The organism is Mesorhizobium sp. M1182 (genome assembly GCF_040318335.1).
GTDB lineage: Bacteria > Pseudomonadota > Alphaproteobacteria > Rhizobiales > Rhizobiaceae > Mesorhizobium.
On the sequence record NZ_JAMYMD010000022.1, the window covers coordinates 45,333 to 70,173 of the forward strand.

Sequence of the window (24,841 nt, forward strand, 5' to 3'; positions counted from 1 at the left end):
CCGCTCACAAGAGCCCCGAGGCATATTGCGGAAAATCGATGTCCGCAAGCGTCAGGCCGGCACCTTCGCCTTAAGGCTTGCGGCAGCCATCGCATAGCCGCCGGCGGCGCCATCGATGAAATGAACGTGATCGCGCTGCAGCGGCGATGCGACGAGGCATGTCATCAAGGCCGATTTCTGGCGGTGCAGGCCATAGTTGCAGATGCCCGCCTCTTCCGCCTGTTTCAGCCGGTCCTCGATCCGTTGCAACACATCCGCGTCAACGTCGATGGTCATCTTCAAGCCATCGTCGAACTTCCGGAAATCCGAATTGCTGGCCACTTCGCGTTTGTAGATCTTCGGATCGAATCTGCCGATCGTCCAGCCATATCTATCCGTAACAGCCGTAAGCGTCATCAGGAACACTATCCACAGCTTCGACAGCCACCGCCGTCCTGCCGGCGCCGTGGCCCGCGCCTCGATATCGAGGCCGGCGGGCAGCAAACTGTAGTCCGGCCCGTTCACCGGCACCGGGTGGCCATCGCGTTCCTGCCTGCCGGCAAGGGCGATGATGTCGGAAACCAGAAACTGAAAACCGCGCAAGTCGCGCGACGCCCCCGGTATGGCTATGATCGAGACGATTTCGCCATGCCGGGCTTCGATCGGGTTCCAGCGACACGAGAGGCCGGTCAGGTCCGGCCGCGCGCCGGCCGGCGCAGGATCGATGCGGTAGCGCCCCGCTTTCATCTCGGCTTCCGCCCAACTGCCGCCACCTCCGGCGAACATGGCATAGAAGACCGCATCGGAGGCCTGGAACCTCGCCACGCGAACGTCGAGGCCTTGCGCTCTTATATCCTTTATCGGCACGATTGCGGCACGCAAGGTCAGGTCCAGTTCGTCCGCCACCCATCTCTGGACAGCCGCCAGCGCGTTGCGGGTGATCTCCAGCGCCGAGCCGGGAAACGCCACGAGCGCACCGTCGCCGCCGAAGACAAAGGGAAGATCTTGCCTACCCAGCGCATTGAGCAGCGCCGAAATGACGCTGGCACCGGCCATATTGACGGTTTTATAGCGCCCCGCCTCGATCGCCTTGGTCGAGCCGACGATGTCTGCGGTGGCCAGCGCCCAGCCATCGGGGAGAGGCCGATAGTTATCGATATCGGCAACGCTTTCGAACTTTGCGAAGACCGGCAGAGAAGCAACAAACGGATCGGACGCGGCAGCTGTTTCCATGAGTATCAGATAGCACATTCCAGTGCTTGAGGGTGAAGTCGATCATGCTTCGAATTTGACTTGCGCAGGCTTTCCGATGATAGGGTCCGGCGATGCGAATTGCCTTCTATGCGCCGCTGAAGTCGCCCAATCATCCCGTTGCCTCCGGCGACCGCCAGATGGCACGGATGCTGGTCAAGGCACTGGAGCATGGAAGGCATAGCGTCGAATTGGCATCCGAATTGCGCTTCTATCTACGCGAACCGGATTCGAAAAGTTTCGATGCGCTCAAGATCGAGGCCCGGGAGGAAGCCGCGCGGCTGGCAAGGCTTTGGGATCGTGACGGCAAGCCCGATCTGTGGTTCACCTATCATCCCTATTACAAGGCACCCGACCTGATCGGGCCCGAACTGGCGTTGGCCTTTGGTGTCCCCTATGTGACAGCGGAAGCCTCCTATTCGAGGCGGCGCAACACCGGTTTGTGGGCCGATACGCAAGCGTTGGTGGCGCGAGCCGTCGAACAGGCGGCGCTGAACATCTGCTTCACGCAAAGGGATCGTCAGGGACTGGCAGATGCGGTACCCGACGCCGCTTTCGGCATGCTTTCGCCCTTCATCGACACATCGCTATTCCGGGAAACGCCGGCGCGGGGTTGTCCGTCGCGCCTCGTTACCGTCGCCATGATGCGCCCGGGCGACAAAGTCGAAAGCTATGGCATGCTGGCGCAGGCGCTCGGTTCGATCGGTCACCTGCCCTGGACGATGTCGGTCGTCGGGGACGGACCTGCCCGCGAGGAGATCAAAGCGCAATTCGCCGGCTTGCCCGCCGACCGTATCGAATGGCTTGGCGCGATTGAGCCAGCCGCCGTGCCGGATGTCCTCTACAGTGGGGGAATTTACGTCTGGCCGGGTTTCGGCGAGGCCTATGGCGTTGCCTATCTTGAAGCACAGGCCGCCGGCCTTCCGGTTGTGGCTCAGGACATCGCCGGCGTGCCGGAGGTCGTGCGGGATGGCCAGGCCGGGTTTCTCACCCCGCCGGGCGATGTGGCGGCGTTCGCTTCTGCCGTTGAAAGGCTTCTGGCCCGTAACGACGAAAGATCCATCATGGCCGCAGAAGCCAGACGTTTCATCCTCGAAGAACGTTCTATCGGTGCTGCGGCGGCGCGTCTGGCCGAACTTCTTGCAAAGATCCCGGTCTCATGACATCCGATCAGATCTGGCAACCCTTGGTGGAGGAACTGGCGAGCCGGCAACGGGCGGACCGTAAGGCAGAGTTCTGGCTGCGCGACGATGACGCCGTGGATCCGACGCCTGCGCTTGATCGGTTGCTCGACCTCACCGGTGAATTCGCGGTTCCGGTGACTCTGGCCGTCATTCCCGCCCTGACTGACGAGAAGCTTGTCGTTCGGCTTGACGAGGCGCCGCATGCCACGGTCGCCATCCATGGCTGGGCGCACCGAAATCATGCGCCCGAGGACCAGAAGAAGCAGGAGCTCGGCGCGCATCGGCCACGCGAGGCGGTGCTCGATGATCTGGCTCGCGGGCTGGCGCACGTAACCGGCCTGCACGGCGCACGTGCTGTTCCGATGCTGGTACCACCCTGGAACAGGATCGACGCCGGCTTGGTATCCGACCTTGGATCGATAGGATTTTCGGCATTGTCGGTCTATGGGCCGCCAAGGCCGGCTTCACTTGCGGTCATCAACAGCAATGTCGACATCATGGATTGGCATGGCACGCACGGCTGCCGCGATCATGGCCTATTGGTTCAGGCTATCATCGCGCACTTGCAGCATGCATTCGATAGGGGCGAACCGGTGGGCCTGCTCACCCACCATCTCGTACATGATGAATCGGCCTGGCTCTTCCTCGAACGGCTGTTCACAGTCACCGCAAAGACTGAAGCCTGCGCATGGCTTCCGATCAGGACATTGATCGGGCGCAGCGCCGGTGGAACAATTCCAGGAAAGTGTGAACGGTTTCCGTCCGGAATTGCGTCAAGACAAAGAGATAGAGGAAAATAGCTCAGCGCTTTTTGCGCAATGAGACTGGAATGTTGAGCGTCTGGCCATCCCGCGCGGCAAAAGCGCCGGTAAACCTGTCCTTGGCCAGTTTCTGGATCTTGTCCAGTTCCTTGTCGGTGCGTGTCGGATCGTGGTGAAACAGCGCAAGCCTCCGCGCACCTGCCGCCTCACAGAGTTTGACGCCCTGTTGCCACGTCGAGTGCCCGTAACCGCGGCGGCGTTCCATTTCCTCCTCGGTGTAGGTGCAATCGTAGATGACAAGGTCGGCATCTTCGATCAGGCCGAGCACCGTCTGATCGAGTTTGTCCGGGTCGTGCTCAGTGTCTGTGATCACCGCCACGACGCCGCCACCCCATTCGACCCGGTAGCCTATGCAGCCGCCCGGATGCATAAGACTGCCGGTTCGGACCACCACCCCTTCGCGCGGGCGAAGCACGTTTCCGGATACGAAATCGCGATAGTCGAGGCTTGCCTTGCAGGCCTCCAATTTCACCGGAAACCACGGCGGCCGCATGAACTCATCGACCATCTGCCGGGTCGTCATGTGTCCTGCAAGATGCCCGGACCAAAGCGTAACCTTGGCGCCCCGGTCATAGATCGGCGCAAAAGACGGCAGCCCGATGATGTGATCGTAATGGCAATGGGTGAAAAGCAGGTCGAAATCGGTCACGCCCAACGCCTGAAGCGCCGCGCCGGCAGGCCGTAGGCCAGAGCCTGCGTCGAACAGAAGCGTGTGCTTGCCGCATCGCATCTCGACGCAGATTGAGTTGCCGCCATAGCGAGAGAATTCTGGCCCTGATACCGAAATGCTGCCGCGGACACCCCAAAACCTGACCAGGAAAACGTTGTCGTCCATGCTACCCCTTCGCCCATCATATCCAAACAACTGCTGCTAGGCGAGACAGACAGGCTTTCTCCGGGTGATCTTCTCAGCGAGAGGACAGTGCCGCCACGACTGCGAGGATCGAGCGCACGTCCTTCGTTATTTGGCGCTTCGTGCGTCGATCAGATCCGCGGTCGTATGGCTTAGGCGATCGGCAAGAACCCGCAATATCTCGATGGTCATTTCCGGGAACTCCCTCATAAGCCTCAGGAAATGATCCTTGCGGATTCTCAGGGCTTCCAGCGGACTTGCCGCTCTGACGGTGGCAGTGCGGGAGCTGTTGCACAATATGGCGATCTCGCCAACGATCGAATTTGGCTCCAGTTCGGCAACTTTTATCGGTCCGCTGTCGGAATCGACAAGAATATCCGCTCTGCCTGAAAGGATGACATAGGCGGCGTCTCCCTCGTCGCCCTGCCGGAAAAGGATCTGGCCGGCGCTGTAGCTCACACGATCGGATGTGAACGCAAGCAGCTTGAGCTTTGTCGGCTCGATGGCAGAGAACAAGGGAACGCGTTGCAGCATTCCAACTTCATCCTTGAGCAGCATTGTCGCAAACCTTCCAAAATTCGCGTTTGCCAGACTAGAGCAACGGACGCCCCGATGGAATCAATTCTCTTTCCGGGATGGCGAGACAAACCACGCGAAAGGTGGCGAGCCCGATGTCGTGCACCGGCAGAATGATCCCAGCTGAATATCCGTTGCTCTATGACAACAGTTCCTTGAAGATACCGTTCCCTGCCAAAAGTGTCTCGTGTGTTCCGTCTTCCGCCAATTGACCCGAGTCGAAGACGATAACGCGATCAAACATCATCGCCATTGCCGGACTCGTCACGACCCACACAATTGCCGGCGAATGGCCGTCGCGCCTGGCTTCCTCGAGCACATTTCGCAGCACCTTATCCTGCATGCGCTGGTCGAGCGCCGATAGCGGCCGGTTGAGAATGAGAAAATCGGGACGCTTGAGCAAGGCTCGGGCAACATCGAGCTTCTGTCGCTGTCCACCGGTCAGCCGCCTGCCGCCGGAGCCGACGTTGAAGTCCAGGCCGACATCCAGAAGTTCGCCATAAAGCCCCAGTTCGTCAAGAATGTCATAGACGATGGAGCGTATGCGGTCGGGCGCGTCGGGATGATTGTTGCCCACACGCCCGAACAGGACATTATCCATGACGGTGGCCGCGGCAATGTATTTGGCAGGATCATACCGTTCGACCGCATTGTGCAGCTCGGGCGGCAGGTCTTCATAGAACCGGTTGCGTGCAGCGACGATCTTGCTCATCAGCTCGTCGCTCAGCAGGCCGAAGCGGTGCCGGGGCTCGATGTAGGCAAAGCTCAAGGTAACGATCATGGCGCGATCGTTTTCCGAAACCGCCTCGTAGGGACGGTTCTTGAGCCGTTGCAGCAAGGTTTCGTAGGCGGGTATCTCCTCCGCGCTCATGAAGGCGAGCTGCTGGAAGAACTGGTGATCGGGCGGCAGGTCGGCAAACAGCTCGATCGCCTGTTTGGCGATCTCCAAGCCCATTTCGTAGAGCGTTCGGTCGAGGCCGGCTTGCCTCAGCACGGAAGCAAAATAGGGATTGGCCGCCAGGGCCCTGTCGGCCAGTTCAGGGCCGGCGGCAGCGCCGAAGAGCAGGTTTTGGCCGATCGTTGCTTCCTTGTTGTAGGCGCCCGGTTCGAAAGGAACCACCAGTCCGCTCAGCCCCTCTTGTTCCAGCCGGGTCCGCAGCGCCGCACGCAGTTCGACGATCCGCCTGGCAAGCTCCGTGTGACGCGTGAGGTCGGCCGAAGAGCGCAAGCCGAGATCCAGAATGTCACGCGACAGAACAACCGCGTCGAGCACCCGGCGCACGGCTTCAAAGAGGTCGTGCGGGCCGGTAGCGCCAGCGGAAGCATAGTTGATCCAGTCGCTGTGGATATCAAGATCCGGATTGCCCGACCGGCGCGCCTCGTGAATGTTCCAGCGTTGCTGATCTGCCGCAGCACCGTCATAAGGCACCGATGTCAGCGGCGCATGCTTCAACCCGTAGAGCAGGTTGTCGCGGAGGCTTGCCTGGAACAGGAAAACATCCGACGAGGCATACGACATGCGCCGGCCGGTTACTGCTTCGGGGAGTTCAAGCAGGTCGTCGGTGCCCGAAGCGACCCTTCCGCTGTCCGGCCAGGTCAGCCGCGCGAAGGCTTCTGCAAGCGCCTCCGCTCCACCTGTTGCGGTACTGACCAGTGCCACCGTCTCACCCGGCTTGACCTGGAGGGAGATACGGTTGAGGAGCATTGCACCGCCATCGTCTGCTACGGACAGATTGATCGCCGACAGCGGCTTGGTCATCGGATCGGGATCGTCGATCGTCAATGCCCCGATTTTCGGCGCGATGAGACCCTCGACGGTGAACTGTTCAACGACCTGTTGATATTTGACCTGGACATCCTGCCGATCCTGATCCCAGTCGATCAGTTCCTTCATCGGTCCGGGCAGGTCCTTGTAGGCGCCGATCACGGCCACGAGCTGGCCGACGTCCAGCCGCCCCTCGAGGACCAGATACCCGCCGATCATGTAGAACAGAAAGGGCGTGAGCTGCGCGAGAAAATTGTTGAGGAACTTCACCATGAATTTCCATTGGTAAAGATCGAAGCGGATCTTGAAGATGAGCCCGAGCCGGGCAGCTATGTCGGCGCGCTCGTAGTTTGATGTATCGTGGACGTGAACCGCGCCGATGCCGTCGACGATTTCGCCAACCCGGCCCGAAAGCGCGCGCGCGGTCAACTGCCGTTGGCGCCCGAGCACGATCAGCCGCCGCCGCATTCGCGGGATGAGCACGATCTGGATCGCCACGATCACGACCGCTATCATTCCGAGCCAGACGTTCTGGATCATGATGAACAGCATGGCCGTCAGCGCTTGGCCGCCGAGCAGTACCGGCTGCAGGAAGGCGTCGCCGATGAAGCCGCCCAGCGGCTCCACCTCGTCCTTCACCATGGTCGCCACTTCGGCGGATTTCACCCGCTTGAAATAAACCGGCGGAAAACGCAGCACACGGTCGACCAGATCGAAGCGGATACGCCGCAGCATGCGTTCGCCGAGGCGGCCCTTGTAGGTGTTGATGTAGAATTTGAACAGGCCGTTGATGACGACTAGCAAGAGGAACACAAGGCTCAGGGCAAACAGGGTCTCCTTGCGGTCGAGCTGAAAACCGGAGAAGAACTGGACCTCTCCAACGAACGGCAGGTTATAGTGTAGCCTCATGAATGGCTGGGTCGCGCCCGGTTGCTCGAAGCCGCGACCTTGGATCGGTCCGTTGACGATCAGCTTCGGCAGGTCGAAGGACATGAAATACGGGATCATCGAAAGCACGACGATCATCAATATCCAGAGTTGCTGCTTCTTGGTGTGCGTCCAGATATAGCGGGCTAGGCTGGCTTCCATATGCGACTGTGGACCCTTCAGTTGGAAGGATGCAGGATGTAAAAGCACCTGCCGGCGAATGGCGTATCGGCAATTTCTTCATCGCCAACGACAAGCTCGAAGCTGCTGTGCACGGACATTGTCCTGCGCTCAACGATGCAAGAAACCTGCGAGGCGGCGCGATCCAGTTCCGACGCATGGTCGATGGCATCGACATGGCGATTGTTGATCGGCGAAGACAGCGGCTGGCCAAACGGTCCGCGGCTTTCGTAGGGCTTTGGCGAACAGCCGAGCGGCACGAGGCCGCAGCTGCGCGGCTGGTGCTGGCGGATGGACGCCGATGATCCGGACAGATGCAACAGGCTCTCTCCGGCACCGGGCAATAGCCAAGCGGCTTGCAGCATGATCACGTCCGCGGAATCAAACAGTCTTGCGGGAGGCAAGATTGCGTTGTGTCGCCCAAAATCCCAACATACAAGACGAATTATGATGGATGTCACGCAACCACGCAATGCCATGGACTGGCACGAGCAAGCCTTAGACCTCACGCGGGGAATTGCTGCTTATGTCAACTGCCCTCTCGTGGCAGGGCTGGCGCGGGTCGTCGCAAAGCATCCGAAGGCCGATATCGCCAACGCCTTCAACCCCAAGCAGGTCGCCTGCAAGATGTGGGCGCTCGACAGGCTGTTCGAAAGCGGCGGCGGCCGCTTCGGACGCATATGGGTTCTGGGTGGATGGTACGGCGTATTGCCGGCAATGCTTTTCAACGACGCCCGCTTCGACATCGCGGCGGTCGATAGTATCGACATCGATCCCGAAGTCGCGCCGGTCGCCCGGACCCTCAACCGGGAAGCCGGCGACCGGTTCCGGGCGCTGACGGCAGATATGTACGCACTCGACTATGCGGCCGGGCGGCCCGATCTGATGATCAATACGAGCTGCGAACACATAGCCGATCTGCGCGCCTGGCTTGCTCTGCTTCCGCCGGGCACGAATGTACTGCTGCAATCGAACGATTATTTCAGCGAGCCGACGCACATCAACTGCGTGGCTTCGCTTGCAGCCTTCGAGGAAATGGCGGCGCTACGGGAGGTGCGGTTCTCCGGCGAACTGCCGACAAAAAATTATACGCGCTTCATGCTGATTGGAACTGTTTAATGCATTTCGCCCAAAAGCGCGTAGCGGTTTGGGACAACGACACGCATAAAAACAGGACTTGAAGCGCGTCGCACGAATCTCACCAGGCGCGACGCGCGTTAGAGCATTTGCAGGAAAGTGTGGAAACGGCTTTCCGTCCGGAATTGCGTCAAAACAAAGAGACAGAGCGGTTCTGCGTGAAACGATGAACCGCTCTAGGATCTATCGTCTGTTTAATCATGAACTTTTCCGAAACCGGGCCCCACATTTAGGGACCATGTTCGATGCCGCTCACGCAGGATTTGCGCGGAGCGACGCGCGCCTTCCAGATCGAGACGATGCGCGGATGGCGTCGGTTCCACAAGCGCTTGTTCGATCGCTTGCGCCAAACCTTCAGGCGTCAGGTCCTCTTCCATAAGCACCGTTGCAAGACCGAGTTCTTCGAGCATCAGGGCGCGAACCGTCTGTTCGGTTTCCCCGCCGGCTGCAAATGGGACGAGCAGGGAGCGACAACGCGCGCGCAGGACATCGCAGACCGTGTTGTAACCCGCCTGCGAGACTGACAGGCGGGCGCCGGTCAGCAGGCTGGCGAAATCCTCGCGGAACCGGAAGATGGACAGGCCCGGCGTGGCATCGCGTGCGATCGCGTCAAACTCGTCTTTCGGCAGGTTTGGGCCGGTGATCAAGCACCATTTCCAAGCGTTGTTGGCATTCCGCGCCGCTGCGATGGTGGATCTGACAAGGCTCTTTCCGGCAGCCCCGCCGCCAACCGACACCAGAACGTCGAAGCGCTCGGAGGCCGCGGGCGACGGCGGCGCGGCAACGAGCCCCGTGTAGGTGACCTCGGCCCTGATCGCCCCAGCCAGTGGAAATGTCTTGTCGATGGTTGCGAAAGCCGGATCGCCGTGGACCATAACAAGATCGAAATGCCCGTTGATGAGATCGACCGTTTCCTCGTTTCGGCCCAGCTTGACGCGCTCCTGGAGGATATCACGGACGGACGTCGCCAGCAGCGGTCTGGGCGACGTCGCGTCGATGGCCTCGATCAGCGGCAAGAGTTCGAAACGCATCTGCCGGCGTCCAAATGGAAACGCCTCGACAATGACGATATCAGGCCTGCAATCCCGGAATGCCTGCAGCAGCATCTCTGAACGCCATTTCTTGAAATCATCGTCGATCGGGTTGCCTTGCAGGTCGACAAGTCCCGAAAATCCTTCATCACCGGAGGTGACAGGTGGCAGGGTTACAGATTGTACACCCAGTCCCGGAAACCCGGCGATCGGCGCTCCGCCGGTCACGACGGTAACGTCAAACCCGTCATCGACCAGAGCCGCCGCAATGCGGCTGGCGCGCGCGAGATGGCCGATGCCGAGCAAGTGCTGGACATAGAAGAAAGCGCGCAGCCGCTTCATTCGGCGGCCCGCCACTCCCGCTCGAACAGTTCCTTGAGCTGTCCAATGCTTGCCATGTGATCGAAATTGGCGCGCACGCGCCGCTCTGCGGCGTCGCCGAGGCGGTCGCGGAGCACGGGATCTCGGATCAGGCGCTCCAGCGCCTGTGCCAGGGCAATCGGGTCTTCCGTCGGAACCAGCAACCCGGTTTCATCCGGCGATAAAAGCTCCGGCACGCCGGAAATATCGGTCGACACGCAGGCAAGCCGCTGGCTAGCCGCCTCCACCAGAACGTTCGGCAGACCGTCGCGGTCGCCATTTGCGGTGATCCTGCAGGCCAGGGCGAAGATGTCGGCGCGGCGGTAGTGCTCAAGCACCTCCTCCTGCGCAAGCGCGCCTTTCCAAGAGACGCGACCATCCAGGCCGAGCTTTTGCGCCAGCGCCTTGAACCGTTCCAGTTCTTCGCCGCCGCCGATATGCTCGAAACGCCACGCCAAATCGCCGGGCAGCAGGGCAAGGGCCTCCAGCAACGTATCGTAACCTTTCTTTTCAACGGCGCGCCCAACACTCAGAACGACAACCGGTTCGTCCGGAGCCGAGCCGTCATGCTGCTTTCGCGCCTCGCCGAAACTGCCGAAGCGATCAAGGTCGAGCCCATGATAGCTCAGATGCACAGACGAGTTGCCGTTAGCGAGTTTTTTCAGACGGTCGAAGCCGGTTTTCGTGCAGGTGACCGTCCAGCGCGCCGAGGAAAGCTTGCCGGCCAGATCCCAGTCCGCCGAAGTCCAGATGTCCTTGGCATGGGCCGAGCAGGTCCAGGGCTGGCCACGAAGCTGGCTGGCATAGCGCGTCACCGATGCAGGCGTGTGCGCGAAATGTGCATGCAGCCAGCCCGCGTTTTCCGGCCATTCGGCCGCCAGCACGAGCGCTTGCCCGAAGCGCCGTGCGCGATTGCGCGTAAAGTCGCGGGGCATATCGGCAGCCAGCGATCCGAGCGCGCGCCAGAAGCCCGGACGCAGCAGACAGGCAAACAGCGAGCGAAGCACGCGCAGCGGCTCTTCATGCAGATATTCCGGCAAATAATGGACGGGGGCTTTGATCTCGTCATGCACGGGGTGGCGTTTTTCGTCGGTCGGCCGCCTGAGCGCGACGAGTATCAGGTCGAACCCCGCACGCTCAAGACCGAGCAGTTCCTGCGCGATGAAGGTTTCGGACAGCCGCGGATAACCCTTCAGAACCACGACGATCTTGCGATGTTGCAACTCAGGTCATTCCTTCAATGACCGAAAGGTGATGGCCGGCCCGCCGGTCGAGCAGTTCCGCGACGATTTCGGAAATATGAGGCAGCCCTTCGAGCGTCAGATGCGGATTGCTCTGCGATGGGCGGGGCCGGTCCGGCAGCACCTTCAGTGCATCGGCAAACCGCCGGGAGTCCTCGGCTTCTTCCGGCAAAAGCATCTCGATGAGGCCGAGTTCGGCTGCGCGCCGTGCGCGGATCAGTTGTTCCCGGCGGGGCTCGACGCGCGGCACGATCAGCGCCGGCTTGTCGAAAGACAGTATCTCGCAATAGGTGTTGTAGCCGCCCATCGCCACTACCGCCTTGGCGCCGGCAATCAGGTCTTCCATGCGGTTGTCGAACTCGATGATCTTGATGTAAGGGATCTTGGACCCCTTCTTGAGCAGCTTGTTGCGCTTGCGCGCCGGCATGTAAGGCCCAAGCACGATCAGGGCTCTATGCTGCAATTGCGGATCCTGCTGATAGGCATCGATGACGTCGTGGATCAGATCGGCGCCGTCACCGCCGCCACCGGTAGTAACGAGGATATAGTCGCCCTCGGGCCGGTGGCCGGGCAACTCGTTCCGCTGCAGGCTCCGTTGCAGGAACCCGACGAACCTCATCTTTGCCCTGACAGCCGGGGGCACATCCAAGCCCGTCAACGGATCGTAGAAATCCGGCGGACCATAGGCCCAGACCTTGTCGTAGAAGACGCCTATCTTGCGCATCACGTCTCTGCGCGCCCACTCTGCTTCGAGCAGATGCGGCGCATCCATCACCTCGCGCAGGCCAAGCACCAGCGTGGTGCCCCGCGTCTTGAGGTAGGACAGCGTGTCCTCAATCTCACCGCGCAGGCCGAGCGGTTCCTTGTCGACGATGAAGATATCGGGCCGGAAGGTCTCAGCTGTATGGCGGATGATCGACTGGCGCATCCTTAGCGTCTCATGCAGATCGATGTCCTTTTCCAGTGAGGTGTATTCGCCGTTGCGCAGCTTGATGACGCTGGGGATCTTCACGAAGTCGACACGGGCGCGGTAATCGAAGGCGCCAGCGATAGTCGCACCCGAAATGATGAGCACCTGAAGTCCGCGGAAATCCTCGACCAGCGAATGCGCGATAGTCCGGCAGCGCTGCAAGTGGCCGAGCCCGAACGTGTCGTGGCTGTACATGAGAATTCGAGCGTTTTCTGCGTGCTGGGTCATTGTTGAACGTCTCTTAGAATTCTCGCCTTGAGGACCGTGAGCGACCCGCAGGATTCGAAATCATCCTCGCGGGTCTACCGACCTGTTCTGAAACATGAGGGCGCAATTTTCAATTCGTATTACAAAGAGGGTCCATATGCTGAAACCAGGAAGCTACGTCTGCTCAGCGGCCTGCTTGCCACGTGGTCCAGAAGAACCTGCATCATTTCACTGGTATTGACCATCTCGGATTCTCGGCGGCCTTGACCGCTGCGAAAAACGTGGAAACTCCAGAATGGAATAAGGTATGGGCTGGGTACTTCACTTCGAGCGTCTAAGCCAAGCTCCTAAACCATGATGTGCCTTGGCGGTGGGAAGCCGGAGCGTTGACGGAGTATGGGACACGTTCGAACCGCCTAGATCTTGACTTCTCAGACCAGAATCTAAGGGTCAGGAGTTCGACTCTTTTCGGGCGAGCCAATTGAACTCACTAGCTTTTTGGACGCCATGGGCACATGAACTCGCCGATTGCAGGCGTGTCAAAGCTGACCTGTTTACCGCCAACGACAGCGCCGGCCTTCGGGCCAGTATCCGAGTCTTCGATCCCTTTTCCGGTTGTACCGCGCAGGTAATATTCGGCTTCCGCATATATTCGAGATTGAGGGCGAACCGGAAAAAATGTCTTCGTCTTTGACCTCATCCTGCGCATAGGCCCGGGGAATCGGGGCAAGGCCGGTGGCCGAAGCGAGCGTTGCTCCCAGGCCAAACTGCAACGCGCGGCGGCGCGAAACACGAAATGCAGGCGTGACGCGGATCATGGCTTCCTCCCAAAAGCCCGCCGGCATCAAACATTTTGGCACCTCAAAAGCGCACCTGCGCTCCCAACTTCAGGAGATGTGGAATGTTTCTCAATCGCCTTGAATGATCTCACCGATGGTCGAGCAGCTAGGTTTCCTCGACCCTAGCCTGATGTCAGCCGACGCACACTGCGCTGCAGCGCCGCCGGATCTGCCGGCAGCAAAAATCCCGCCGCTGCGGTCGTCCGAAGTACGCTGTCGATAAAATCCAGGACTTTTGCGTATCGATTTCGGACCAAGGTCCGTCTTGTAGAATACTGTATTTGAACAAAGCTAGGTAACAGCCGACTTTCGGATTCGAAAGTCCTGACGTTTTTCATCAGAAACCCATCCTGGCGGGAGGGCGACTCGAAGGAGGAACTATGAAAACGCGCACCTGTCTATTCGCGACTGTAGCCGCTCTCACCCTTGTCGCGTCTCCGGTACTCGCTGCTCCCGGGGGCAATGGCAATGGCAACGGCAATGGCGGCAGCAACGGTAACGGCGGAAACTCGGCCGGGGCCGGCTCGCAGGGACACGGAGCCGCCACTTCCGCCGCGGCCAAGGACAAGTCGACGACCGGCGTTGCTCATGCAATGGCGGTCGTTGCCACGACACCGGCCTCGCCGCAGGCTACGCTGGCCTTGCAGGCAGCGCTGGATAGAAAGGCCGCGAAAGACGCGGCAGACACTGCCGACGACACCTCTGACGAAACCGAGTGAGCATTCGAAACAGACCACTTGTCGCGTTGAAAGCCGTGGTTCGCCGCGGCTTTTTTCGTTTCCCGACGACGAACTCTCAAAGGTGAACAGCGCTTCCAGAAAAAAGCTGCTCCACGGCGGCACTGAAGCTACGCTAAGGCCAAACGCCGCCGCATCGGCGTCGGTTTCGATTGCATTCGAGGAGATCCCATGGCCGGCTTTGTCGACCGCGAGCGCGCAACTGACCTGATGCAGCGCGCCGGCATCGAGGCGCTGGTGCTTTGTGAGCCCGAGGCGTTCCAATATGCCACCGGTGCCTGGATCGGCCCGGCCGGCCTGTTCCGGCGGGCCGGCGCCGGTTTCGTCGTTATTCCCAAGCGAGGCGACCTGCCGATCGGCGTCGTGGTGGCGGATTTCCAGGCTGCCCGGCTCCGGGCGGCGATGGCCGGCGCCGTGCTGCGCACGCATGCGATCTGGATCGAATCGGCGTCGCTCGAGCCGGCGACGGCCGACCGGCCTGTTGCGCAGCGCATCGAGGCCGGCCTGGTTGGCCGCGCCCCCGGGTTTTCACGTCCGGCGACCTTCGAGCTTGCCCGCTCCGTCCGCGAGCTGAAAACGATCCTCGCAGAATTCGGGCTGGAGCGTGCGACGCTCGGCATCGAGCTGGATTTCGTCTCGGCCAGCGATTTTTCCGCGATGCAGGCAATGTTGCCGGGCACTGCCCTGGTCAACGGCTCGCCGGTTCTCGACAGGCTGCGGGCAATCAAATCGCAGAGCGAGATCGACCTTCTGCAGCAGGGCATCGCCCTGTCGGAAGCCGGCCTGTCGCGGCTGCAGCAGCATGCGACGACCGGCATGCGTCAGTCTGAGCTGGTCGCGCTTTACCGGCAAGGCGTCGCGGATGCATCCGCCGGGTCGTCGCAGCAAATCTCGACGGCGGAATACGTCACGCTGGGCGCTCGCCCAAAAGGCGCCGACGTCGTCGCCGCCGCCGGCGATCCGCTGAAGGCCGACATGGTGTGCAGCGTGAACGGCTATGCCTCGGATATGTCGCGGAATTTCACCTTCGGGCCGCCCTCGCCCGAACAGGCCGAATTGCATGCGATAGCCGAACGCGCCTTCGCCGACGGGCTTGCCGCGCTTATGCCCGGAAAGCCGTTAGCCGCCGTGCATCGCGCCGCCAGCGAAAGCCTGGCGCGCCAGGGCCTGCGTTCCTATCGCCGCGGCCATTTCGGCCACGGCGTCGGCAATTCCGTGTTTTCCGAGCAATGGCCGTTCATCTCGGCCGACAGCAATGTCGTGATCGAGGCCGGCATGGTGCTGGCATTCGAAATCCCGCTCTACATCGACGGTCTCGCCAGCTTCAATCTCGAGGACCAGTTCCTGATCACCGCCAACGGGCCGTCGCCGATGAACCGCCTGCCGAGGCGCCTGGATATTATCGCTTGAATCCAGCCGTTATCTGGCGCCGGCCACGCCCCTGCGGAAATCCGACGGCGACATGCCGGAAAGCTTGCGGAACGACTTGTTGAAGGCACTGAGCGAGCCGAAGCCCGATTCCATGGCGACGCGCAGCACATTGGCATCCTGATGCATCAGCAGCGCCTGCGCGTAGCTGAGGCGCAGCAAGTTCACATATTCATTGAGCGTCATGCCGGTCGATTTCTTGAAGATGCTCATGGCGTATTTGGGATGGATATCGGCCGCCGCGGCGATGTCGACGCAATCGATTTCGTAGAGGAAATTCTCGGCGATGAAGTCGCACATGCGCCCGACATTGCGCAGCGATTGCTGATCGAAGGGACTGCCTATCTCCTGTTCGACCGGGGTTTCGGGCACCAGCCGGTAAGGCTCGAAGCGCACCCGCTCCAGCCGCAGCAAAAGCTCGTTGACGGCATGCTCGGCCTTGACCGGGTCGCCGGAGCGGGCATAGCGGTTCCAGCGCTCGAAATTGTGGTCGTCCGACCGGTCGGTGGCGTCGGTCACCAGTGTCGCGCCGGTCATCAGTCTGTTGCGGACCTCGACGGGCAAATGCAGCCGGAAGAAATGCACCAGCGGCAAATGCGCGCCGGCATAGATGGCATCGTCGGAGGCTTCGTCCATCTGGTGCGGCAGGCCGCCCCAGAACAGGCACATGTCGCCCGCAGAAAGCGAAAGCCCGTGCCCATCCATGCGGTAATGCACGGCGCCACGCACGATGAAATTCACCTCGACCTGGGCGTGCCAATGCGGCTTTAGCATCACCAGGGGCTGGGTGTGGAACATCTGCAGCAGCAGCGGCAGGCCCTCCACGCTGCTGGCGCCAGGCTGGTAAAACGGCCTTTCCGGCATCTTACTTTCCGCTCATTTCTTATTCCCTTTGTCGCGGACAAGGCTTTCCCGAGGCCTAGTCTAGCCACGCTCGCAAACAGAGAGCAACTGAAATGGGAGGATTTCAATGCGCATAAAATTGACCTGCGCCGCGCTCGCGCTTGCCTTGGGCTCCAGCCCGGCCTTTGCGCAGTCCGGTGAAATCACGATCTGGAGCTGGAATATCGCCGCTTCGTCGCTGAAGGCCACCATAGCGGGCTTCAACAAGCAGTATCCCGACATCAAGGTGACGGTCGAGGACCTTGGCAACCAGCCGACCTACGACAAATCGATCGCCGGCTGTGCCGCCGGCGGCGAGGGGCTGCCTGACATCGTTACGATCGAGAACGGCGAAGCCGAAAACTACTGGAGCCAGTTCCCGGATTGCTTCGTCGACCTGCATACGCTCGGCTACACCGCGGAAGACCAGGCAAAATTCCCCGACTTCAAGCGTACCGAGCTCGAGGTTGACGACAAGGCCTATGCGATGCCCTGGGATTCCGGTCCAGTGGCGATGTTCTACCGCCGCGACTTCTACGAGAAGGCTGGCGTCGATCCGTCTTCGATCAAGACCTGGGACGATTTCATCGCCGCCGCCAAGAAAATCCAGGCCGCCAATCCCGGCGTCACGATGACCAACGCCGATTTCAACGGCGATTCCGAATTCTTCCGCATGATCTCCAACGAGCAGGGTTGCGCCTACTTCTCCGCCGACGGGCAATCGATCACGGTCAACCAGCCCAAATGCGTCGATGCCATGACCAAGATCAAGGAGATGAAGGACGCCGGCATCATTTCCTCTGCCGACTGGAGCACCAAGATCACCAACAACACCGCCGGCAAGGTCGCCACGCAGATGTATGGCGGCTGGTATGAAGGCACCATACGCACCGAATCGCCCGATGGGGCAGGCAAATGGGGCGTCTATCTGATGCCGAGCCTGACCGCCGACGGTCCGCGCGCCGCCAATCTCGGCGGCTCCTCGCTCGCCATCACCTCGGTGTCGAAGAACAAGGAAGCCGCCTACGCCTATCTGAAATACACGCTTGCGACGAATGAGGGCCAGATCACCATGCTGAAAGGCTTCGGCCTGGTGCCGTCGCTGATCTCGGCGCTCAACGACCCTTATGTCTCCGAAGGCCTGCCCTATTGGGGTGGCCAAGCCGTGTGGAAGGACATCCTCGGCACCTTGCCCAAGGTCGTCCCCAGCCGCGGCACGCCGTTCCAGAGCGACGCCGAAATCATCATCCGCGCGGTGCAGACCAAATATCTGGCCGGCGGCTATCCCGACGCCAAGGCAGCGCTCGACGATGCCGCAAGCCAGATCGCCGCGGCGACCGGCCTGCCGGTCAAGTCGTGATCTAGACGAGGCGGCTCCGAGCGCGCGGCTCCCCTTCTCCCCTTGTGGGAGAAGGTATCGCCGAAGGCGACGGATGAGGGGTGCTCCAGCTTGGCGCCGGCGGCACTCCGGCCATCACCCCTCAACCGTCTCTGCGCTACGCGCCGATCCACCTTCTCCCACAAGGGGAGAAGGCAAGAACTTGAAAGCAGAAAGGAGGAAAACGATGCGCTACCAGAACGCCACGGCGTATCGCTTTCTCGCGCCGTATCTGCTGATTTTTTCGATCTTCTGGCTGTGGCCGATCATCGATTCCTTCCTGATCTCGTTCCAGGCGACGCGCACCGTGCCGTGGCGCTTCGCGCCGACCTTCAACTGGGGCCGGCTGATCGGCGATCCGGCCTTCTTCAATGCCTTGAAGAACACATTGCTGATCCTTGTCATCCAGGTGCCGGTGATGATTTCGCTGGCGATTGTGATGGCGGTGCTTTTGAATTCGCCACTGCTCAAGGCCCGTGGCCTGTTCCGCTTTGCCTTCTTCGCGCCGGTCGTGGTCGGCGAGGTCGCCTATTCGGCGGTTTTCCGGCTGATGTTCAATCTCGACTACGGCATCATCAACAAATTGCTGAACGGCATCGGCCTGCCCAGTGTCGACTGGTTTACCAACGTCACCCCGGCGATGGCGGTGATCATGATGGCGGTGACGTGGCGCTGGGCCGGCTACAACGCCATCATCCTGCTCGCCGGCCTGCAGTCGATTCCCGAGGATGTCTACGAGGCGGCGACCCTGGACCGGGTCAGCAAGGTCAAACAGTTCTTCTACATCACGTTGCCGCTGCTCAAGCCGATCATCGTGTTCTGCGCCGTGCTGTCGATCATCGGCACCATGCAGCTGTTCACCGAGCCCTTTCTGATCACCGAGCGCGGCGGGCCGGGCGGCGGCACCGAAACGCTCGGGCTGCTGCTTTACCGCCAGGGCTTCCGGTCGCTCAATTTCGGCTACGCTTCGGCCGTCGCCTACACCATGGCCGGGCTGGCGATTGCCATTTCGCTGGTGCAGATATGGCTGACGAGGGAACCGAAATGACCTCGCACTCAAGAGTCAGCCGCTCCCAGGCCAGATTGGGACGCAGCATCGCGCTGCATCTGTTCCTGACGCCGCTGGCACTGGTCTGGCTGTTTCCGCTGTGGATGATGGTGGTTTTTTCGACGATGCCCGACAACGGCATCTTCAGCCCCGACATCGAGCTTTTGCCGCATGGCAATTTCCTCGACAATGTCAGCAATCTGCAGCGCGGCACCAATTTCATCGGCGCCATCGGCATCTCCGTCTCGGTGGCGGTGACCTATACCTTCCTGTCGGTGATGCTGACCTCGATGGCCGGCTGGGCGCTGGCGCGTTACAACTTCTTCGGCAAGGGCATGGTCGTCGCCATCATCTTCGGCACCATCACGCTGCCCTATGCGGTCGTGCTGATCCCGCAATTCATCATGGTGGCGCGCGACTTCAAGCTCGCCAACACCTGGGTGGCGCTGATCGTGCCGCCGCTGTTCAATTCGCTGGGCGTGCTCTTCATGCGGCAGAGTTTTTCGATGATGCCGCACGAGCTGTTCGACGCCGCCAAGGTCGAGGGCGTCAAGGAACGGCGGATATTCCTGTTCGTCGCACTGCCTCTGGCGCGGCCGATGCTGGCGGCGCTCGCCATCATCCTCTTCCTTGCCTGCTGGAACAACTATCTCTGGCCGCTGCTGATCAATTCCAAGCCGGGCGCGATGACCGCGCCCGTGGCGCTCGGCACGCTGATCGGTCTCACCAAGGTGTCCTGGGGCGGCATCATGGCGGGCGCGGTGATGCTGACGGCGCCAATGCTCGTCGTGTTCGTGCTTCTGCAGCGCCATTTCGTTGCCGGCATCGCCGCCGGCGCCATCAAGTAAGGATCAGCATGGCGGCAGTCACACTCAAAAACGTCATCAAGCGCTTCGGCGTCTTCGAGATCGTCCACGGTGCCAATATCGACATCGATGACGGCGAATTCGTCGTCTTCGTCGGCCCTTCCGGCTGCGGCAAGTCCACGCTGCTTCGGATGATCGCCGGGCTCGAGGACATCAGCGACGGCGAGATCGCCATTGGCGGCAAGGTGGTGAACGACGTCGAGGCGGCCGATCGCGGCATCGCCATGGTGTTCCAGTCCTACGCGCTCTATCCGCACATGACGGTCGAGCAGAATCTGAGCTTCGGCCTGAGAATGACCGGCAACCCCAAGGCAGATACCGAGCGGCGGGTGAAGCGGGCTTCCGAAATCCTGCGCATCGCCGAGCTGATGAAGCGGCGGCCGCGGCAATTGTCGGGCGGCCAGCGCCAGCGCGTCGCCATCGGCCGCGCCATCGTGCGTGAGCCGCAAGTGTTCCTGTTCGACGAACCGCTCAGCAATCTCGATGCCGAGCTCCGGGTGCAGATGCGCGTCGAGATATCGCGCCTTCATAAGGAACTCGGCGTTACCATGGTCTATGTGACGCACGACCAGACCGAGGCAATGACGCTGGCCGACAGGATCGTCGTGCTCAACGCCGGCAATATCGAGCAGATCGGCGCGCCGCTCGATCTCTACGACGACCCCGCCAACCGCTTCGTTGCCGGCTTCGTCGGCTCGCCGAAAATGAACTTCCTGGCGGCAAAAATGATCGGGGCCGACAACGGTGCGGCGGTCGTCGAACTGGTCAATCATCGCGGCGCGCGACTGCGCAAGCCGCTGTCGGATGCCTTGCCTGCAACAGGCGGCGATGTCGTGCTTGGCGTGCGGCCGGAACATTTCTTCGACGCCGGCCAGGGCGATTGCGACCTTACCCTCAAGGCCGACGTCGCCGAGCACTTGGGATCGGTGAGCTATGTCTATGCCAATTCCGGTACCGGTGGCGGACGCGAGGAACTGATCATCGAGCGCGAGGCCTCGCGGCATCGCGCGAACGGCGACGACCTGGTGGTGTCGATCAAAGCCGACCGCTCGCTTCTCTTCGACGCCACCGGCGCACGCATTCGCTAACCCATCTTTCTTTTGTCCGATCGCGATTGCTCGCGGCCACCCCACGGAGATTTGACATGACGTCCAAACCAGAAAAAGTTCGCTGGGGCATTCTCGGGCCCGGCAACATCGCCAAGGCTTTTGCCGGGGGTGTCGCCCATTCGCGCACCAGCACATTGGTCGCCTTAGGGGCGCGCAATCCCGGCAAGGCGGGGCTCACCGAGGCTTTCCCCGGCGCCCGCATCCTCGACGGCTACGAGGCTTTGGTTGGCGATCCGGATGTCGACGCGATCTATATTTCGACGCCGCATCCGAGCCATGCCGAATGGGCGATCAAGGCGGCCGAGGCCGGAAAGCACGTGCTTTGCGAAAAGCCGCTTGGCCTGACCGCATTCGAAGCCGACGCCATGATCCATGCCGCGCGCAAGGCCGGCACCTTTCTCGGCGAAGCCTTCATGTACCGGCTGCATCCGCAGACGGCCAAGCTGGTCGAGCTGATCAGGGCCGGCGCGATCGGCGACATCAAGATGATCAAATCCAGCTTCGGCTTCGCCATGCCGGGCTTCATGCCGGAGCACCGTCTCTACGCCAAGGATCTCGCCGGCGGCGGCATTCTCGATGTCGGCGGTTATCCCGTCTCGATGGCGCGGCTGATTGCCGGCGCAGCAGTGGGAAAGCCCTTCGCCGAGCCGGACAAAGTCGTCGGCGCTGCGCATCTCGGCCAATCCGGCGTCGACGAATGGGCGTCGGCGCTGTTGCATTTTCCGGGCGGCATCGTCGCCGAAGTGTCCTGCAGCATCTCGCTCGCTCAGGACAACGTCTTGCGTATTCTCGGCAGCAAAGGCCGCATCGAGGTGGCGGATTTCTGGTATGCCGGCGGCCAGCAAGGCGGCACCGGCGAAATCCGCATCATCCGTCCGGGTGACACCGAGGTGGTCGAGGTCACGGAGGACGGCTGGCTGTACGCATTTGAGGTCGACGCCGCCGGCGAGGCCATTCTCGGCGGAAAGCAGGAGTTCGCCTGGCCCGGCATGGGCTGGGCCGACAGTCTCGGCAATCTGGGCGTGCTCGACAAATGGCGGGCCGCAATCGGGCTCGAATACGACATCGAGAAACCGGCAAAGCGCGTCAACACGATCTCCGGACGGAAGCTGCGCTCCGGCGGAACCGCCATCCCCAAGCGCAGCATTCCGGGCCTGCCGCGGCCGGCCTCGTGCCTGGCGCTCGGCTTCGAGGATTTCCGCACCTTTTCGTCGGGCGCCATCCTGCTCGATGCCTATTTCGAGGCCGGCGGCAATCTGTTCGACACCGCCTTCGTCTACGGTTCCGGCTATACCGAGACGCTGCTCGGCCAGTGGCTGAAGAACCGCGGCGTGCGCGAGCAGTCGGTGGTCATCGGCAAGGGCGCGCACTCGCCGCTCTGCTATCCCGACGTCATCGGCAAGCAACTCACCCAGTCGCTCGAACGGCTGCAGACCGACCATATCGACGTCTATTTCATGCACCGCGACAATCCGGATGTGCCGGTCGACGAATTCGTCGATGCGATGGACCGCGAGGTCAAGGCCGGCCGCATTCGCGGTCCGTTCGGCGGCTCGAACTGGACGATGGAACGCATGGATGAGGCGATTGCCTATGCCGAGCGCACCGGCAAGCAGAAGCCCGGCGCGCTTTCCAACAATTTCTCGCTGGCCGAAATGCTGGAGCCGATCTGGGCAGGCTGCGTCACCTCCTCCAGCGACGAATGGAAGGCCTGGCTCACCGCCCGGCAGATGCCGAACTTCGCCTGGTCGAGCCAGGGCCGCGGCTTCTTCACCGACCGCGCCGGCCGCGACCGGCGCGACAATGAGGAGCTGGTCCGGGTCTGGTATTCGGAGAGGAATTTCGGCCGTCGCGACCGCGCCATCGAGCTCGCCAAACGGCTGGGCAAAAGCCCGATCCACGTCGCGCTCGCCTATGTGCTGGCGCAGCCGTTTCCGTCCGTCCCGCTGATCGGGCCGCGCACGCTCGACGAGTTGGAAGACAGCCTCCAGGCGCTCGACATCTCACTTTCGCCGGACGATCTCGCATGGCTGGATAGCGGTTCGGATCAGGCCCGCGCGCGGGCCTGACGGCAGCGGCAGTCGCTTCGGCCTACGCTGGGCCTAGCTTCCGGACTGTTTGCACTGCCCTTACCCTCTCCCGCAAAGAACCGGGAAAGGGTAAGAGTGAGGGCAGCGCAAAGGTCACTGGAAGTTAGGCAAGACAGATGCTCGACATCGCACCGACGAAACAGGCGGCGACCTGGCTTGGTTCTTTTGCGCGAGCACTCGAGGCCGGCGACGTCGAGGCCGCAATCAACCTGTTCGTCGAGGACTGCTACTGGCGCGATCTCTTGACCTTCACCTGGAACGTCAGGACGATGGAGGGCCGCGCCGCGATGCGCGACATGCTGGCGGCGACGCTGGCAACGACAAAACCTGCCCGGTGGCAGCTCAGCGGCGAAGCGACTTCGGACGAAGGCACGATCGAAGCCTGGTTTTCTTTCGAGACGTCATCGGCGTGGGGCCAAGGCATCATGCGCCTCAGGGACGGCAAATGCCGGACACTGTTTACGGCGATGAGCGATCTCAAGGGGTTTGAGGAGCGCAAGGGCCCGGCGCGGCCGCTGGGTGTCCGCCACAAGGCCGATCCGGAGCGCGAGACCTGGCTGGAGGCGAGGGCGCGCGAGACACGTGAACTCGGCGCCGGCCAGCAGCCTTATTGCCTGGTCATCGGCGGCGGCCAGGGCGGCATCATGCTGGGCGCCCGGCTCCGGCAATTGGCCGTGCCGGCCATAGTCATCGAGAAGAACGCTCAGGCCGGCGATTCCTGGCGCAATCGCTACCGCTCGCTCGTGCTGCACGACCCGGTCTGGTACGACCATCTGCCCTACATACCGTTTCCCGAGAACTGGCCCGTGTTCACGCCCAAGGACAAGATGGGCGACTGGCTGGAGATGTACACGCGCGTCATGGAGCTCAACTACTGGACCTCCACGACATGCGTGAGCGCGTCCTATGACGAGACCGAAAGGGTCTGGACGGTAGAGCTCGACCGCGCCGGCGAGCGCATCACGCTGAAACCCAGGCACATCGTCTTTGCAACCGGTGCTTATGGCCCGCCCAGGCGCATCGACTTGCCGGGTGCCGAGGTCTTTCAGGGCGAGATCCTGCATTCCAGCCAGTATTCCAGCGGCGAGAAATTCCGCGGCAAAAAGGTCGCCGTCATCGGCGCCGCAAGTTCCGGCCATGACGTCAGCGTCGACCTCTGGGAGAGCGGCGCCCAGGTGACGATGGTCCAGCGCTCGCCGACGACGGTGGTCAAGTCGGACACGCTGATGGAGATCGGTTTCGAGATCTTTTCGGAAAAGGCGCTGGCCCGCGGCATCACCACCGAGAAGGCCGACATGATCGTCGCCTCGACGCCGTTCGCGCTGCTGCCGCAAGGCCAGCGGGCGCTTTACGACATCATCAAGGCGCGCGACGCGGCCTTCTACGATCGTTTGCGCGGCGCCGGCTTCGCCATCGATTTCGGCGACGACGAGACCGGGCTCCTGATGAAGGCCTACCGCACCGGCTCGAGCTTCTACATCGATGTCGGCGCTTGCGACCTGATCATCGACGGCGAGATCGGCATCCGCAGCGGCGTCGGGATCAAGTCGCTGACGCAGACAGGCATCCTCTTCGACGACGGCTCCGAACTGGCGGCCGACGCAATCATCGCCTGCACCGGCTATCTCTCGATGAACGAAACCGTGGCGGCGATCGTCTCGCGCGAAGTCGCCGACAAGGTCGGCCCGTGCTGGGGGATTGGCTCGGGCGTGAAAGGCGACCCGGGTCCGTGGCAAGGCGAATTGCGCAACATGTGGAAGCCGACGGCACAGGAAGCGCTGTGGTTCCACGGCGGCAATCTGGCGCTGTCGCGCTTCTATTCGAAGTACGTCGCGCTGCAGATCAAGGCGAGGATGGAAGGCATTGCGACGCCGGTTTATGGAGCGGCGGGGCGGTGAAGCTGTGATCTCCCCCCTTGAGGAGGAGATGGCCGGCAGGCCAGAGGGGGTCGCCGCGCGTCGAGCGCCAGCCTCCATCCGTTG

At 61.6% G+C, this 24,841-nt stretch carries 20 protein-coding genes and 1 pseudogene; 11 read left to right on the top strand and 10 right to left on the bottom strand.

Annotation, left to right across the window (positions count from 1 at the left end; genetic code table 11):
• Positions 1 to 51: 51 nt before the first annotated feature.
• A complete protein-coding gene (locus NKH33_RS22675) occupies positions 52 to 1,230 on the bottom strand; it encodes a DUF3095 domain-containing protein (RefSeq protein WP_352921592.1) in 1,179 nt (392 codons plus the stop codon).
• A gap of 74 nt (positions 1,231 to 1,304) precedes the next feature.
• On the opposite strand from NKH33_RS22675, the gene NKH33_RS22680 reads away from it, so the two are divergent.
• Positions 1,305 to 2,393: a glycosyltransferase family 4 protein gene (locus tag NKH33_RS22680; RefSeq protein ID WP_352921594.1), complete on the top strand. Its 1,089-nt coding sequence runs from the start codon at positions 1,305 to 1,307 to the stop codon at positions 2,391 to 2,393.
• Positions 2,390 to 3,214 (top strand): polysaccharide deacetylase family protein, encoded by an 825-nt coding sequence (locus NKH33_RS22685; protein WP_352820751.1) that lies wholly within the window; start codon positions 2,390 to 2,392, stop codon positions 3,212 to 3,214. The genes NKH33_RS22680 and NKH33_RS22685 overlap by 4 nt, the downstream gene beginning before the upstream one ends.
• 1 nt (position 3,215) lies before the next feature.
• Here NKH33_RS22685 and NKH33_RS22690 read toward each other — a convergent pair whose 3' ends face one another.
• From NKH33_RS22690 to NKH33_RS22705, 4 genes are all read right to left on the bottom strand, one after another.
• Entirely contained in the window at positions 3,216 to 4,070 is an 855-nt protein-coding gene (locus NKH33_RS22690; protein ID WP_352921596.1) for an MBL fold metallo-hydrolase, read from the bottom strand.
• 126 nt (positions 4,071 to 4,196) lie between these two features.
• Positions 4,197 to 4,646 (bottom strand): cyclic nucleotide-binding domain-containing protein, encoded by a 450-nt coding sequence (locus tag NKH33_RS22695; protein ID WP_023675957.1) that lies wholly within the window; start codon positions 4,644 to 4,646, stop codon positions 4,197 to 4,199.
• Positions 4,647 to 4,803: 157 nt separating this feature from the next.
• A complete protein-coding gene (locus NKH33_RS22700; protein ID WP_352500819.1) occupies positions 4,804 to 7,518 on the bottom strand; it encodes an ABC transporter transmembrane domain-containing protein in 2,715 nt (904 codons plus the stop codon).
• Between the two features lie 17 nt (positions 7,519 to 7,535).
• Complete coding sequence (locus NKH33_RS22705) at positions 7,536 to 7,901, bottom strand: hypothetical protein (protein ID WP_352921598.1); 366 nt, start codon at positions 7,899 to 7,901, stop codon at positions 7,536 to 7,538.
• An 85-nt stretch (positions 7,902 to 7,986) separates the two neighbouring features.
• On the opposite strand from NKH33_RS22705, the gene NKH33_RS22710 reads away from it, so the two are divergent.
• On the top strand, positions 7,987 to 8,655 hold the full coding sequence (locus NKH33_RS22710) for a class I SAM-dependent methyltransferase (protein ID WP_352684450.1): 669 nt from the start codon (positions 7,987 to 7,989) through the stop codon (positions 8,653 to 8,655).
• Between the two features lie 212 nt (positions 8,656 to 8,867).
• Here the strand turns inward: NKH33_RS22710 and NKH33_RS22715 are convergent, their stop codons facing one another.
• From NKH33_RS22715 to NKH33_RS22730, 4 genes and pseudogenes are all read right to left on the bottom strand, one after another.
• Positions 8,868 to 10,046 carry a glycosyltransferase family protein gene (locus NKH33_RS22715; protein ID WP_352921599.1) on the bottom strand — a complete coding sequence of 393 codons (1,179 nt, stop codon included), beginning with the start codon at positions 10,044 to 10,046 and terminating at the stop codon, positions 8,868 to 8,870.
• Positions 10,043 to 11,287 carry a glycosyltransferase gene (locus tag NKH33_RS22720; protein WP_352921601.1) on the bottom strand — a complete coding sequence of 415 codons (1,245 nt, stop codon included), beginning with the start codon at positions 11,285 to 11,287 and terminating at the stop codon, positions 10,043 to 10,045. Before NKH33_RS22720 ends, NKH33_RS22715 begins: the two co-directional genes overlap by 4 nt.
• 1 nt (position 11,288) lies before the next feature.
• Positions 11,289 to 12,503, bottom strand: a complete 1,215-nt coding sequence (locus tag NKH33_RS22725) for a glycosyltransferase family protein (protein WP_352450264.1) — start codon at positions 12,501 to 12,503, stop codon at positions 11,289 to 11,291.
• Positions 12,504 to 12,996: 493 nt separating this feature from the next.
• A pseudogene (locus tag NKH33_RS22730) lies at positions 12,997 to 13,300 on the bottom strand (ferritin-like domain-containing protein); the annotation flags it as partial.
• Positions 13,301 to 13,701: 401 nt separating this feature from the next.
• Here NKH33_RS22730 and NKH33_RS22735 point away from each other — a divergent pair.
• Both NKH33_RS22735 and NKH33_RS22740 read left to right on the top strand, forming a co-directional pair.
• Positions 13,702 to 14,040, top strand: coding sequence for a hypothetical protein (locus NKH33_RS22735; protein WP_023675950.1), 339 nt, complete (start codon positions 13,702 to 13,704; stop codon positions 14,038 to 14,040).
• Positions 14,041 to 14,229: 189 nt separating this feature from the next.
• Complete coding sequence (locus tag NKH33_RS22740; RefSeq protein WP_352770088.1) at positions 14,230 to 15,468, top strand: M24 family metallopeptidase; 1,239 nt, start codon at positions 14,230 to 14,232, stop codon at positions 15,466 to 15,468.
• Between the two features lie 9 nt (positions 15,469 to 15,477).
• On the opposite strand, the gene NKH33_RS22745 is transcribed toward NKH33_RS22740, so the two are convergent.
• Positions 15,478 to 16,350 carry a helix-turn-helix domain-containing protein gene (locus tag NKH33_RS22745; protein WP_023675948.1) on the bottom strand — a complete coding sequence of 291 codons (873 nt, stop codon included), beginning with the start codon at positions 16,348 to 16,350 and terminating at the stop codon, positions 15,478 to 15,480.
• Between the two features lie 106 nt (positions 16,351 to 16,456).
• Between NKH33_RS22745 and NKH33_RS22750 the strand changes: the two genes are divergently transcribed.
• The 6 genes from NKH33_RS22750 to NKH33_RS22775 all read left to right on the top strand — a co-directional run bounded on the left by NKH33_RS22750 (position 16,457) and on the right by NKH33_RS22775 (position 24,757).
• The gene (locus tag NKH33_RS22750; protein ID WP_352770091.1) at positions 16,457 to 17,728 is read left to right on the top strand and encodes an extracellular solute-binding protein; all 1,272 of its coding nucleotides are present in this window, start codon (positions 16,457 to 16,459) and stop codon (positions 17,726 to 17,728) included.
• Between the two features lie 205 nt (positions 17,729 to 17,933).
• A complete protein-coding gene (locus NKH33_RS22755; protein WP_023675946.1) occupies positions 17,934 to 18,794 on the top strand; it encodes a carbohydrate ABC transporter permease in 861 nt (286 codons plus the stop codon).
• Positions 18,791 to 19,642, top strand: a complete 852-nt coding sequence (locus tag NKH33_RS22760; protein ID WP_352921603.1) for a carbohydrate ABC transporter permease — start codon at positions 18,791 to 18,793, stop codon at positions 19,640 to 19,642. Before NKH33_RS22755 ends, NKH33_RS22760 begins: the two co-directional genes overlap by 4 nt.
• 8 nt (positions 19,643 to 19,650) lie before the next feature.
• A complete protein-coding gene (locus NKH33_RS22765) occupies positions 19,651 to 20,748 on the top strand; it encodes an ABC transporter ATP-binding protein (RefSeq protein WP_352921605.1) in 1,098 nt (365 codons plus the stop codon).
• Positions 20,749 to 20,804: 56 nt separating this feature from the next.
• The gene (locus NKH33_RS22770; RefSeq protein ID WP_352921607.1) at positions 20,805 to 22,838 is read left to right on the top strand and encodes an aldo/keto reductase; all 2,034 of its coding nucleotides are present in this window, start codon (positions 20,805 to 20,807) and stop codon (positions 22,836 to 22,838) included.
• A 137-nt stretch (positions 22,839 to 22,975) separates the two neighbouring features.
• Complete coding sequence (locus NKH33_RS22775) at positions 22,976 to 24,757, top strand: NAD(P)/FAD-dependent oxidoreductase (protein ID WP_352921609.1); 1,782 nt, start codon at positions 22,976 to 22,978, stop codon at positions 24,755 to 24,757.
• Positions 24,758 to 24,841 lie beyond the last annotated feature (84 nt).

Coding starts and splice junctions, on each gene's coding strand:
- NKH33_RS22675 (WP_352921592.1), bottom strand. CDS start 1,230: ATGTGCTATCTGATACTCATGGAAACAGCTGCCGCGTCCGATCCGTTT.
- NKH33_RS22680 (WP_352921594.1), top strand. CDS start 1,305: ATGCGAATTGCCTTCTATGCGCCGCTGAAGTCGCCCAATCATCCCGTT.
- NKH33_RS22685 (WP_352820751.1), top strand. CDS start 2,390: ATGACATCCGATCAGATCTGGCAACCCTTGGTGGAGGAACTGGCGAGC.
- NKH33_RS22690 (WP_352921596.1), bottom strand. CDS start 4,070: ATGGACGACAACGTTTTCCTGGTCAGGTTTTGGGGTGTCCGCGGCAGC.
- NKH33_RS22695 (WP_023675957.1), bottom strand. CDS start 4,646: ATGCTGCTCAAGGATGAAGTTGGAATGCTGCAACGCGTTCCCTTGTTC.
- NKH33_RS22700 (WP_352500819.1), bottom strand. CDS start 7,518: ATGGAAGCCAGCCTAGCCCGCTATATCTGGACGCACACCAAGAAGCAG.
- NKH33_RS22705 (WP_352921598.1), bottom strand. CDS start 7,901: ATGCTGCAAGCCGCTTGGCTATTGCCCGGTGCCGGAGAGAGCCTGTTG.
- NKH33_RS22710 (WP_352684450.1), top strand. CDS start 7,987: ATGGATGTCACGCAACCACGCAATGCCATGGACTGGCACGAGCAAGCC.
- NKH33_RS22715 (WP_352921599.1), bottom strand. CDS start 10,046: ATGAAGCGGCTGCGCGCTTTCTTCTATGTCCAGCACTTGCTCGGCATC.
- NKH33_RS22725 (WP_352450264.1), bottom strand. CDS start 12,503: ATGACCCAGCACGCAGAAAACGCTCGAATTCTCATGTACAGCCACGAC.
- NKH33_RS22735 (WP_023675950.1), top strand. CDS start 13,702: ATGAAAACGCGCACCTGTCTATTCGCGACTGTAGCCGCTCTCACCCTT.
- NKH33_RS22740 (WP_352770088.1), top strand. CDS start 14,230: ATGGCCGGCTTTGTCGACCGCGAGCGCGCAACTGACCTGATGCAGCGC.
- NKH33_RS22745 (WP_023675948.1), bottom strand. CDS start 16,350: ATGCCGGAAAGGCCGTTTTACCAGCCTGGCGCCAGCAGCGTGGAGGGC.
- NKH33_RS22750 (WP_352770091.1), top strand. CDS start 16,457: ATGCGCATAAAATTGACCTGCGCCGCGCTCGCGCTTGCCTTGGGCTCC.
- NKH33_RS22755 (WP_023675946.1), top strand. CDS start 17,934: ATGCGCTACCAGAACGCCACGGCGTATCGCTTTCTCGCGCCGTATCTG.
- NKH33_RS22760 (WP_352921603.1), top strand. CDS start 18,791: ATGACCTCGCACTCAAGAGTCAGCCGCTCCCAGGCCAGATTGGGACGC.
- NKH33_RS22765 (WP_352921605.1), top strand. CDS start 19,651: ATGGCGGCAGTCACACTCAAAAACGTCATCAAGCGCTTCGGCGTCTTC.
- NKH33_RS22770 (WP_352921607.1), top strand. CDS start 20,805: ATGACGTCCAAACCAGAAAAAGTTCGCTGGGGCATTCTCGGGCCCGGC.
- NKH33_RS22775 (WP_352921609.1), top strand. CDS start 22,976: ATGCTCGACATCGCACCGACGAAACAGGCGGCGACCTGGCTTGGTTCT.